This is a genomic window from Bradyrhizobium sp. (genome assembly GCF_028868675.1).
Taxonomy (GTDB): domain Bacteria; phylum Pseudomonadota; class Alphaproteobacteria; order Rhizobiales; family Xanthobacteraceae; genus Bradyrhizobium.
Window position 1 is genome coordinate 1 of sequence record NZ_JAGWUA010000143.1, and the last position, 12416, is coordinate 12416.

9 protein-coding genes and 1 tRNA gene are annotated in these 12416 nt (G+C 64.6%); 7 read left to right on the forward strand and 3 right to left on the reverse strand.

Annotated elements, in window-relative coordinates; genetic code table 11:
- A tRNA-Gln gene (locus KGM94_RS17750) sits at positions 1-74 on the reverse strand.
- Between the two features lie 296 nt (positions 75-370).
- Between KGM94_RS17750 and KGM94_RS17755 the strand changes: the two genes are divergently transcribed.
- From KGM94_RS17755 to KGM94_RS17785, 7 genes are all read left to right on the forward strand, one after another.
- The gene (locus KGM94_RS17755; RefSeq protein ID WP_300262043.1) at positions 371-1009 is read left to right on the forward strand and encodes a GIY-YIG nuclease family protein; all 639 of its coding nucleotides are present in this window, start codon (positions 371-373) and stop codon (positions 1007-1009) included.
- A gap of 656 nt (positions 1010-1665) precedes the next feature.
- Entirely contained in the window at positions 1666-2919 is a 1254-nt protein-coding gene (locus tag KGM94_RS17760; RefSeq protein ID WP_300262046.1) for an ABC transporter substrate-binding protein, read from the forward strand.
- Between the two features lie 62 nt (positions 2920-2981).
- On the forward strand, positions 2982-3845 hold the full coding sequence (locus KGM94_RS17765) for a branched-chain amino acid ABC transporter permease (RefSeq protein ID WP_300262049.1): 864 nt from the start codon (positions 2982-2984) through the stop codon (positions 3843-3845).
- A gap of 13 nt (positions 3846-3858) precedes the next feature.
- Positions 3859-4842, forward strand: coding sequence for a branched-chain amino acid ABC transporter permease (locus KGM94_RS17770; RefSeq protein WP_300262052.1), 984 nt, complete (start codon positions 3859-3861; stop codon positions 4840-4842).
- Positions 4832-5599, forward strand: a complete 768-nt coding sequence (locus KGM94_RS17775) for an ABC transporter ATP-binding protein (RefSeq protein ID WP_300262055.1) — start codon at positions 4832-4834, stop codon at positions 5597-5599. Before KGM94_RS17770 ends, KGM94_RS17775 begins: the two co-directional genes overlap by 11 nt.
- Entirely contained in the window at positions 5596-6315 is a 720-nt protein-coding gene (locus KGM94_RS17780; RefSeq protein WP_300262058.1) for an ABC transporter ATP-binding protein, read from the forward strand. The genes KGM94_RS17775 and KGM94_RS17780 overlap by 4 nt, the downstream gene beginning before the upstream one ends.
- 131 nt (positions 6316-6446) lie before the next feature.
- Positions 6447-8735, forward strand: coding sequence for an arylsulfatase (locus KGM94_RS17785; RefSeq protein ID WP_300262061.1), 2289 nt, complete (start codon positions 6447-6449; stop codon positions 8733-8735).
- A gap of 76 nt (positions 8736-8811) precedes the next feature.
- On the opposite strand, the gene KGM94_RS17790 is transcribed toward KGM94_RS17785, so the two are convergent.
- Positions 8812-11958: an efflux RND transporter permease subunit gene (locus tag KGM94_RS17790; RefSeq protein WP_300262063.1), complete on the reverse strand. Its 3147-nt coding sequence runs from the start codon at positions 11956-11958 to the stop codon at positions 8812-8814.
- Positions 11955-12416: efflux RND transporter periplasmic adaptor subunit (locus KGM94_RS17795; RefSeq protein WP_300262066.1), on the reverse strand; the 462-nt coding region annotated here is incomplete at its 5' end. The genes KGM94_RS17790 and KGM94_RS17795, both read right to left, overlap by 4 nt.

The following is a 12416-nucleotide window of genomic DNA, read 5'->3' on the forward strand; positions in this document are numbered from 1 at the left end:
TGGCTGGGGAACCTGGATTCGAACCAAGACAAACAGAGTCAGAGTCTGTTGTGCTACCGTTACACCATTCCCCATAATTTATTGATTTAGCAGCGGAAAGCTATCCGAGCGTCTTGCAAATCGATTTGGAAATTCGTGGAGGTGATATAGCCACATCGACAACGTCGGTCTAGCCCTTATTGAACTACCCCGAAATTACGGGGGGAAATCGGCCATTTTCGTCGCTTGTTTTTCTAAAGCCCCTCTTCCCCAACGTGGGACTCTGAGTGACTTGACGGCTCGACCATTCAGTCGAAGTGGTTCTAGGCTAAAGCTTGCGGTTGCAGGAGAGGGTTCCTAGCATCATAATTTGCGCGCTTGGGGGCCGGAAATGACCGAGATTGTTTATGTCCTGACGAACGAAGCTATGCCCGGTTTAGTGAAGATCGGCTGCACGCAGACCGATTTGGCAACGCGTGTGCGCAGCCTCTTCCAGACCGGTGTACCTCTTCCGTTCGAGGTCTTTTATGCGTGCGAAGTCGAAGACTGCAAGTTTGTCGAACGTCAAATGCACGACGCATTTGGAGATCACCGCGTCAGCAAGAGCCGTGAATTTTTTCGAATCTCGCCCGAACGTGTGAAGGCTGCGCTTCTCATCGGCGTGAAAGCGGAAATAAAGATCGGCGAAGAGATATTTGAGAATCTTCCAGAAACATCTGAGACGGCCTCTGAGGTTAAGGCAGAGGTGGAAGCAGCAAAACGTCGAAGTAGGTTCAAGTTCTCTATGATCGGATTGAAACCGGGGACAGTCCTTCAACTCGAAAAGGATGCTTCCATCACCTGCAAAACCGTGGATGAAAATAACCACGTGGAGTATCTCGGCGAGGTGCTCTCAATCAGCGGAGCGGCCTTACGGGCCATCAAGTCCCTAGGCTACGAGTGGGACGTCGTGTCTGGACCTTGGGAGTGGACTTATCAGGGCAAACGCCTTGACGAGATTCGCCGCGAGATCGAAGAAGACTCCGATTGAAGTTGGTGGGAGTTTCTTTTGCTGTCGGGAATGCGGACCGAAGGTTTTGCAAACTGATCGGACTTGGCCGCAAACAGCTGGACCGAAACTGGGAGCGCTGCAAACTAGCCAAATTAAATCAATGACTTAGAACAAAATCAGTTGTGCTACCGTTACACCATTCTCCAACGGAATAGCCGAACAAATTCAATGAATTAACTGAATCATCCGCCAGCGGCCGGCGGGCGCGTTCGCGCAAATCGCGGTTCGGGCGTGCGGCGTTTCTAGCCGCTCGTTTCCGGGCTGGCAAGCGCCGCAATCGGCCGAATTCCTGCGGGTGCCGAGGGGACGGGCGGGCTTCGCAACAGCCTTCCAGCCACGCCTCGCAATCGTTGCATTATGCCCCTGATTTGCCCGACGCGTCAAGCGATTTCGTAAAATCCGTAACGCATCGATTGCCCTTGACGGCCACTGTGCATGGGGTTGTTCCTCAGGTTTTGTTTGCGGCGGCCGCCGCCTCGCGGTGCGGCATCGTGCAAACCCATTTCGCCTTGCCGGTTCCAGGCCGGCATGCCATCTTCGCCGCACCAAGAAAAAAGCGAATGAAAGCAGGCGGCTCTGCCGCGCTTTCGAGCCGAGAAGCCTTGGTCGGGGAAACCCTTTGGGAGGTCTGTTTCATGAAGCTTAAGCACGTCACGGGGCTGCTGTCGGCGGCCGCGATGTCCATTGCGCTGGCGGGGGCGGCGGTCGCTCAGGACAAGGTCGTCAAGATCGGCGCCATCCTGCCGATGTCGGGCGGCACCGCCTCGATCGGCGCCCACGCCAAGGCCGCGATCGAAGTGGCGCTGGACATCATCAACAACGCCCATCCCGAACTCGGCAAGCTGCCGCTCGCCAAGAACGCCGGTCTCGCCGGGCTCGGCGGCGCCAAGGTCGAGGTGATCTTCGCCGACAACCAGGGTTCGCCGGCCACCGGCCAGAACCAGGCGCTGCGCCTGATCACGGAAGAGAAGGTGGCCGCGATCCTCGGCGCCTACCAGTCCGGCATCACGCTGACCTCGAGCGCGATCGCCGAGAAGTACGGCATTCCGTACCTGACGCCGGAATCGGTCGCCGCCAACCTCACCGAGCGCGGCTTCAAGTGGTTCTTCCGCACCACGCCGATCGCGCCGGACTTCGTCCGCATCTACGACGAGTTCCTCACCGACATGAAGGCCGCCGGCGGCAAGACCGACTCCATCGCGCTGGTGCACGACAACACCGAGTACGGCACCTCGGTCGCCAACACCATCGCCGCCGGCTTCAAGGAGAAGGGACGCACGAACGTCATCGACGTCGCCTATCCCGTCAACGCCACCGACCTGCAGGCCCAGGTGCTGCAGCTCAAGGAGAAGAAGCCCGACGTCCTGCTGATGATCAGCTATACCTCGGACGCGATCCTGTTCGCCAAGACCATGCAGTCGCAGGACTACAAGCCGCCGATCCTGCTCGCCGACGACGCCGGCTATTCCGATCCGTCCTTCATCAAGGCGGTCGGCAAGATCTCGCAAGGCGTGTTCAACCGTTCCGCCTGGGCCGTCGGTCCCGCCGGTTCGCCGTCGGCCATCGTCGCCGACATGTACAAGAAGAAGAGCGGCGAGGAGATGGAGGACACGGTCGGCCGCGAGATGCAGGGCTTCTTCGTGCTGGTCGATGCGATCGACCGCGCCGGCTCGACCGATCCGGCCAAGATCCAGGCCGCGCTGAAGGCCACCGACCTCAAGCCCGACCAGCTCATCATGGGCTACAAGGGCGTGAAGTTCGACGACAAGGGCCAGAACGTGCTGGCATCGGCCTACATCATACAGCTCCAGGACGGCGAGAACTACGTCTCGGTCTGGCCGAAGGCCAATGCCGAGAAGCCGCCGATGCTGCCCTACAAGGGCTGGTGATCGTCTCGGGGCGGGACTTCCGGTCCCGCCCTTTTCACTGAGGCTTCAGCGCAGCGCAGCTCATGTCCTTCGTTCTCGTGCAGGTGATCGTCGGCGGCCTTCTGCTCGGCGCCGTCTACGCCCTGTTTTCCTCCGGCCTCACGCTGGTGTGGGGCATGATGAACATCGTCAATTTCGCGCATGGCGATTTCGTCATGCTCGGCATGTACGTCGCCTACGTCGTCTACACCCTGTTCGGCGGCGGACCGATTTTCGGCGCGCCGCTGGCGACGCTGGTGCTCGCCACTCTCGGTGTCGTCGTCTATTTCGGCCTGATCCGCGGCATCATGAAGGGGCCGATGCTGGCGCAGATCCTCGGTACCTTCGGGCTCGCGCTCCTGCTGCGCTACTCCGTGTTCTGGTGGTTCGGCGCCAATTTCCTCTCGCTGCCGCAGGACATCGTCGGCGGGACCTACGCGTTCGCGGGCCTGCGCGTCGAGGCGTCGCGGCTGCTCGCCGGCATCGTCGCGCTTCTGGTGACGCTCGCCCTGCACCTGTTGCTGACGCGCAGCTCGCTCGGATCGAAGATGCTGGCGGTCGCGGAGGATGCGACCGCGGCCCAGCTCATGGGCATCCGGCCCGACACCATGCAGGCGATCGCCTGGGCAATCGCGGCCGGCGCCACCGGGCTTGCCGGCGCGCTGATCGCCAACTTCTTCTACATCGTGCCGACGGTGGGCGAGACGCTCGCCATCGTCGCCTTCGTCACGGTCTCGCTCGGCGGCTTCGGCAGCGTGCCCGGCGCGCTCGTCGCGGGCCTCCTGATCGGCGTCATCGAATCGCTGTCGGGCTACCTGATCGGCGCCGTCTACAAGGACATCGTCGTCTATCTCCTGTTCCTGTTCTTCCTCTGGTTCCGGCCGCAAGGCTTGATGGGGAAGTCCTGATGGGGAAGATCTGATGCGGCGGCTGCTCTGGCCTTCGGTCTTCGCGGCGTTCGCGATCGCCTATCCGCTGCTCCTGTCCTCGCCGTTCCAGCAGCGGCTCGGCGCGCTGGTGCTGCTCTATGCGATCGCGGCCTCGGCCTGGAACATCGTCGGCGGCTATGCCGGCCAGGTCTCGGTCGGCCATGCCGTGTTCTTCGGCTGCGGCGCCTATGCCGCGATGGGGTCCTACGCAAAATTCGGCCTGTCGCCGCTGTTCGGCATTCCCGGCGGCATCGTGCTCGCCGTCGGGCTCGCCGCGATCGTCGGCGTGCCGACGCTGCGGCTGTCCGGCCACTATTTCAGCATGGCGACGATCGCGGTTGCCGAGACCATGCGGCTGATCGTCACGAACACCGACTATGTCGGGGCGGCGGTCGGGCTGTCCGGACCGACGGTCGCGCGCAACGTATTCGATCTCTCCTTCATCTCGGCTTTGCCTTATTACTACCTCTTCCTGACCGTGCTCGCGATCACGCTGTTCATCACCTGGTGGATGACGAACAGCCGCATGGGATTCTATCTGCGCGCGATCAAGGATTCCGAGCGCGCCGCGCGCTCGCTGGGCGCGCCCGCAAGCCGCACCAAGCTCTACGCCTTCATGCTGAGCGCCGGGCTGACCAGCGTGGCCGGCGCGCTCTATGCGATGATGTTCGGCTTCGTCGATCCGGAATCCGGGCTCGGCATCCTGATCTCGGTGAAGATCCTGATCATGGCCGCGCTCGGCGGCGCGGGATTGTTGTTCGGGCCGCTGGTGGGGGCCGCGATCCTGGTGCCGCTGGAGGAAATCTCCAACAACGTGCTCGGCGGCAAGGGCGCGGGCCTGACTTTCGTGGTCTACGGCGCGATCATCGTGCTGATCGCGCGCTTCCAGCCCGGCGGCATCTTGAGCCTGATCCAGCGACACCTGCGCAAGGACGCCAGGCCGGCCGGGCAGGGAGGAGCCGACCATGCTCCTTGAAGCGCGCAACATCACCAAGGCGTTCGGCAGCTTCAAGGCGGTCGACGATGCCTCCGTGACGCTGGAGCAGGGCGACATCCTCGGCCTGATCGGGCCGAATGGCGCCGGCAAGTCGACCTTCTTCAACTGCCTGACCGGCGATCTCAAGACCACCTCGGGCCGCGTGCTGTTCGAGGGCCGCGACATCACCGATCTCGTGCCGGAGGCGCGCGCCGAACTGGGGCTCGCGCGCACCTTCCAGGTGCCGCAGACCTTCGAGGGCATGACGGTGATCGAGAACGTCATGATCGGCGCGTTCCTGCGTTCCTCGCACCGCGCGGAAGCCGAGACCAAGGCGCGCAGCGTTCTGGAGCGGGTCGGCATGAGCAGGCTCGCGGACACGCCGGCACGCTCGCTCGGCACGCCCGGCCGCAAACGGCTGGAGATCGCCCGCGCGCTCGCGACCGAACCGAAGGTGCTGCTGCTGGACGAGGCCATGGCCGGCCTCACCGCGCGCGAGGTACAGCTCGCGATCGACCTCGTGCGCGACATCCACCGCTCGGGCATCACGCTCGTCATCGTCGAGCACATCATGGAAGTGATCATGTCGCTCGCGAGCCGCGTGATGGTGTTCCACCAGGGCAAGGAGATCGCCCGCGGCTCGCCCCGCGAGGTCACCTCGAACCCGGCGGTGATCGCGGCCTATCTCGGCACCCGTGCCGCAAAGGCGGCCGCCGGCCACACGCCGATCGAACTGATGGGCGGGCCCGGGACATGAGCGGCCCGTTGCTCAAGATCGAGCACCTCGAGGTGCGCTATGGCGACCTGATCGGCGTGTCCGACGTCTCGCTCGAGGTGCCCGAGGGCAGCGTAGTGGCGCTGCTCGGCTCCAATGGCGGCGGCAAGACCACGACGCTCAACGCCATCGCGGGGCTCATCCCCGCGCATTCCGGCGCAATCACCTTCCGCGGCGAGGCGATCGCCGGCCAGAGCGCGTTTGCGATCGTGCGCAAGGGGCTGGCGCTGTCGCCGGAAGGATGGCGGCTGTTCGTGCAGCAGAGCGTCGAGAACAATTTGCTCCTGGGCGCGACGCCCTTGCAGGATAAATCGCGCAAGGCGGCGCTGCTCGAACGCGTCTACGAGATCTTCCCGCGTCTCAAAGAACGTCGCGACCAGCGTGCCGGCACCATGTCCGGCGGCGAGCGGCAGATGCTGGCGGTCGGCCGCGCGCTGATGAGCGATCCGAAGCTCCTGATGCTGGACGAGCCATCGCTGGGGCTGGCGCCCGCCGTGGTGGAATCGATGTACGAGACCTTTGGCCGCCTGCATTGCGAGGGCCTGACCATTTTGCTCGCCGAGCAGTCGATCGAGCTTGCGCTCGAAGTCTCCGATTTCGCCACCGTGCTGCAGGTCGGCAAGAGCGTGCTGTCGGGCACCGCCGCGGCGCTGGCGAACGATCCGCAGGTGCAGAGGGCCTATCTGGGCGTGGGTTGACCGCTCTCCACCTGCAGCAACAGCATCAGGCAGTCGGCGAGCCGCGTCTCGATCTCCTTGTCGTTCAGCGACAGCGGGCCGGATCGTTGAGGATCGCATTCACGAGCCGGCCGCTACAGGAGGAGGAGTCCATGAGCGCAGGAAGCCGCACGCCGTTCGGCGGCAACATCGGCAAGACCGTCAAGGAGTCGAAACCCTGGTGGCCGGAGCCGCCGAAGCCGCCCGCGGGCGCGCCCAACATCCTGGTCGTGCTGTTCGACGATGTCGGCTTCTCCGATTTCGGCTGCTACGGCTCGTCGATCAAGACGCCGACCATCGACGGGCTTGCCGCCGAAGGGCTGCGCTACACCGGCTTCCACACCACCGCGATGTGCTCGACGACGCGCGCGGCGCTGCTCACCGGCCGCAACCATCATTCGGTCGGCGTCGGGTGTCTCGCCAATTTCGATTCCGGCTATCCCGGCTATCGCGGCAAGATCGCGCGCGAGGCGGGGACGCTCGCCGAGATGCTGCGCGCGAGCGGCTATCGCAACTACATGATCGGCAAGTGGCATGTCACGCCGCTGACCGAGAGCGGCGCCACCGGCCCGTTCGACGGCTGGCCGCTGGGCCGCGGCTTCGATCGCTTCTACGGTTTCCTCGACGCCGAGACCGATCAATATGCGCCCGAGCTCGTCTCGGACAACACGCATATCGATCCGCCCGGCACCTTTGCCGACGGCTACCATCTGACCGAGGACCTGATCGACCAGGCGATTCGCTTCATCGGCGACCACGCCGCCGATCGTCCCGATCTGCCGTGGCTGACCTGGGTCGCGCTCGGCGCCTGCCATGCGCCGCACCAGGCGCCGGCGGAGATCATCAGGAGCTATGACGACGCGTTCGCGCACGGCTGGGACGTCGAGCGCGAGCGGCGGATGGCAAAGCAGAAGGCGATGGGCATCGTGCCGCAGGCCACGCGGATGCCGGCGCGCAACGACGGCGTCAAGGCCTGGGACGATCATTCCGCCGACGAGCGGCGCGTCTTCACCCGCCTGCAGGCGGCGTATGCCGGCATGCTCGATCACTCCGACCGCCACCTTGCGCGGCTGGTGTCCTTCCTCGGGACCGCCGGCATCCGCGACAACACGATGATCATCGTGATGTCGGACAACGGCGCGAGCCAGGAGGGCGGGCCGCTCGGCTTCGTCAACGCGATGGGGCCGTTTAACTTCAAGCCGGAGCCGATCGCGGAAAAGCTCGCGCGCATCGACGACATCGGCGGGCCGGATACGCACAGCAATTTCCCGCACGGCTGGGCGATGGCGTCCAACACGCCGCTGCGTCGCTACAAGCAAAACACTCATGGCGGCGGTATCCGCGATCCCTTCGTCATCAACTGGCCAGGCCGGATTCCGGCGACGGGCGAGCTTCGGCATCAGTTCGTGCACGCCTGCGATCTCGTGCCGACGCTGCTGGAGTTGACGGGCATTGAGGCTCCCGTGTCGATTGCGGGCTGCCCGCAGATACCGCTCGAAGGCGATAGTTTTGCGCGCTCGATCGCCGAGGCGGGGGCGCCGTCGAAGACCTCGCCGCAATATTTCGAGATGTTCGGCCATCGCGGCCTCTGGCATCGCGGCTGGAAGGCCGTCGCCTTCCATCCGCCGGGCACGCCGTTCGAGAACGACAAATGGGAGCTGTTCCATCTCGATGAGGATTTCTCCGAGACCGACGATCTCGCCGCCAGGGAGCCGCAGCGTCTCGATGAGATGATCGCGCTGTGGTGGGCAGAGGCCGAGAAGCACAACGTGCTGCCGCTCGACGACCGCTTCGGCCCGCGCTTTGCCGAGAACGCGGCGCGTTTCCACGGCGCGCGGCACCGCTTCGTGTTCCATGCCGGCATGGGGCACGTGCCGACCGACGTCGCACCCGACGTGCGGAGCCGCAGCTACACGATCGAGGCACATGTCGAGATCGACGAGGCCGGCGCTGACGGCGTGCTGATCTCGCACGGTGATGCCACGTCCGGCTATAGCCTCTACGTCAAGGACGGTTTCTTGGTGCACGACCTCAATATCGGCGGCAGCCACCAGATCGTCAGGTCGGAGCGCAAGGTGCCTGCGGGCGCGCGACGGCTCGGCGTCCGGGTCGAGCGCCTGGTGCGCAAAGAGCCGCCGGCCAAAGGCGCGCGCACCGGCGTCACCGAATACACGCTGCTGATCGATGGCGAGCCGGTGGGTGCGCTGCAGACCCAGCTCGCCTTTCACACGCTGATCTCGTGGTCGGGTCTCGATATCGGCCGCGATCGGGGCAGCCCGGTGTCGGATTACGATGCGCCGTTCGAGTTCACCGGGCGGCTGTTGCGCGTCAACGTCACCATGCATGACGACCAGAAGCTCGACGGCGATGCCGTCGGCAACGCGCAGATGGCGCGGCAGTGAGGCGGGGCGGGCTACTCGATCTTCTCGCAGGCGTGGCCGCGAAGTCGGTCGCGTCCAGAGGACGCCCCGCGTCAGGCTATTCGGCAGCCTGTTTGACGGAGCTGCGGTCGGCCGCCTCGTGCACGTCGCTGCCGGGAGAACGGCCCCAGCTCGAGAACATGTTGGAGAACTTGTCGAGATAGAGATAGACGACCGGCGTCGTGAACAAGGTCAGCGCCTGGCTGACGAACAGGCCACCGACCATGGCATAGCCGAGCGGCTGGCGGATTTCGGCGCCGGTGCCGTGCCCGAGCATCAGGGGCACGCCGCCGAGCAAAGCTGCCATCGTCGTCATCATGATCGGACGGAAGCGCAGCAGCGCCGCCTGCCGGATCGATTGCTCCGGCGTCTTGTGCTCGTCGCGCTCGGCCGCGATCGCGAAGTCGACCATCATGATGCCGTTCTTCTTCACGATGCCGATCAGGAGGATGATGCCGATCAGCGCAATCAGGCTGAAATCGTAGCCCACCGTCATCAGGATCGCGAGCGCGCCGACGCCGGCCGAGGGCAGCGTCGAGAGGATCGTGATCGGGTGGATGTAGCTCTCGTAGAGGATACCGAGGATCAGGTAGACCACGACCAGCGCCGCCAGGATCAGAAGCGGCACGGTGCCGAGCGATTGCTGGAACGCCTGCGCGGTGCCCTGGAAGCTCGAATTCAGCGTCGCCGGCGCGCCGAGTTCGGCCATCGCCTTCTGCACGGCCTCGGTGGCCTGGCCGAGGGCAACGCCCTGCGCGAGGTTGAAGCTGATCGTGATCGCCGGGAACTGGCCCTGGTGGCTGATCGACAGCGGCCGGACCGGGTCCGTCGTCCAGGTCGCGAAGGTCGACAGCGGGACCTGGTCGCCGGTCAGCGGCGACTTCACGTAGAGCTTGTTCAGCGAGTCGAGATTGCCCTGCATCTCGGGCAGCACCTCGAGGATCACCTTGTAGGTGTTGAGCTGGGTGAAGTACTGGGTGACCTGGCGCTGGCCGAACGCGTCATAGAGCGTATCGTCGATCAGCTGCGGCTGTATGCCGTAGCGCGAGGCTGCGTCGCGGTTGATCTTGAGTTGCAGGGTCGTGCCCTGCGTCTGCTGGTCGGTGGCGACGTCGCGCAATTGCGGCAGCGTCTGCATCCTCTCGAGAATCTTCGGCGCCCACCCATTGAGCTCCGCGAGGTCGGCATCCTGCAGCGTGAATTCGAACTGGGTGCGCGTCGGCCGGCCGCCGAGCCGGACGTCCTGCGCCGCCTGCATGTAGAGGCGGGCGCCCTCGATCTTCTCGAGTTTGGGGCGCAGTCGCGCCATGATCTGCTGCGCCGACGCACTGCGCTGATTGCGCGGCTTGAGCGTGATGAACAGGTTGCCGTTGTTGCCGGCGCGTCCCGAGCCGCCGATCGCCATCGCAACGGTTGCGACGTCGGGATCGGCCATCACGATCTTGCCGAGCTCCTCCTGCCGCCGCTGCATCGCCCTGAAGGAGATGTCCTGCGAAGCCTCGGAAGTAGCGGTGATCAGGCCGTTGTCCTGTTGCGGGAAGAAGCCCTTGGGGATCAGCACGAACAGATAGATCGACAGCCCGAGCGTTGCGAAGAACACCGCAAGCGTCGTGCGCTTCCAGTTCAGCGCGATGTCGAGCATGATCTCGTAGCCGCGCAGCATCGCGTCGAAGCCGCGCTCGCTCCATTGATAGATACGGCCGTGCCTCACCTCGCCATGGGCGCGGAGGAAGCGTGATGCCATCATCGGGGTCAGCGACAGCGACACGGTCATCGAGACGAAGATGGTCATCGCCAGCACGACAGCGAATTCGCGGAACAGGCGTCCGATGATGCCGCCCATCAGCAAGAGCGGGATCAGCACCGCCACCAGCGACACGCTGATGGAGACGATGGTGAAGCCGATCTCCCTGGCGCCCTTGTAGGCGGCGGCCATCGGCGTTTCGCCGTCCTCGACGTAGCGCGTGATGTTTTCGAGCATGACGATGGCGTCGTCGACCACGAAGCCGACGGCGATCGTCAGCGCCATCAGGGAGAGATTGTCGAGCGTGTAGCCGAACACCCACATCAGTGCGCAGGCGCCGAGCAGCGCGAGCGGCACCGTCACGGTCGGGATCACGGTGGCCCAGAAGCTGCGCAGGAAGGCGAAGATCACCATGACCACGAGCAGGATGGTGAGCAGCAGCGTGAACTGGACGTCCTCGACCGCGGCGCGAATGGTCTGGGTGCGGTCGCTGATCAGCTCGATCTTGACCGCCGGCGGGATCGCGGCCACCAGGCGGGGCAGTGTCGCCTTGATCCGGTCGACGGTCTCGATGACGTTGGCGCCGGGCTGCTTGAACACCACCAGGAACACGCCGCGCTTGCCGTTGGCCCAGGCCGCCTGCTTGGCGTCTTCGGGGCCGGTGACGGCCTGACCGATGTCGCGGATGCGCAAGGGGCCACCGTTGCGATAGGCGATGATGACGTCGTTCCAGTCCTTGGACTGGGTCAGCTGGTCGTTGGCGTAGATCGTGTAGGCGCGGGTCTCGCCGTCGATGTTGCCCTTGGGGCTGTCGACCGTCGTGATGGCGATCTGGCTGCGCACGTCTTCCAGCGACAGGCCCTTGGCAACCAGCTTGGCCGGATCGACCTGGATGCGGATGGCGGGCTTCTGCTGGCCGCCGATGAAGACCTGCGCCACACCGGAGATCTGGCTGATCTGCTGCGCAAGCTGGGCGTCGACCGCGTCGCTCACCGCGGTCAACGGCAGGGTATCGGAGGTCGCCGACAGCAGCAGGATCGGGGAGTCCGCCGGGTTGACCTTGCGATAGGTCGGCGGTGACGGCAGGTTCTTCGGCAACTGGCCGCTGGCGGCGTTGATCGCGCCCTGCACGTCGTTCGCCGCGCCGTCGATGTTGCGGTTGAGGTCGAACTGGATGGTGACCGACGCCGTGCCGAGATAGCTCGTCGAGGTCATCTGCGCGATGCCGGGGATCTGGGCGAACTGCCGTTCCAGCGGCTGCGCCACGGAGGAGGCCATCGTTTCCGGGCTGCCGCCCGGCAAGTTCGCGGTGATCTGGATGGTCGGGAAGTCGACCTGCGGCAGCGGCGCGACCGGGAGCAGGGGATAGGCGACGAGACCGACGAAGAGAATGCCGGCCATCAGCAGCGACGTGCCGATCGGGTAGCGGATGAAGGGTGCCGAAATCCCGCCGCCGTTCATTCCTGCCGGACCTTGCCCTGTCCCGGATCCGAGCTCGCCACGGCCGTGGTGACGAGACTGCCGGGCTGCACCTTGAATTGACCGCCGGTGATCACCTGCTGTCCCGGGCTCAGCCCTTCCTCGATCACGGAACGGCCATCGATGGCGTAGCTGACCTTCACCTTGTGCAGCTCGGCCTTGTTGTCCGAATTCACGGTATAGGCGTAGAGGCCGTTGGTCGAATGCTGGACCGCTTCATCCGGGACCACGGTGGCGTCCTTGATCGTCCGGATCAGAAGCCGGGTCGACACCGACTGTCCCGGCCACAGCGCGCGGTCCTTGTTGTCGAACACCGCCTTGAGCCGAATAGTCCCGCTGGACGTGTCGACCTGATTGTTGACGACGGCGAGCTTGCCTTCGGCCAGGGTCTTCTTGCCGTCGGTGCTCAGCGCAATGACCTTCAGCGCGCCGGCGGCCTG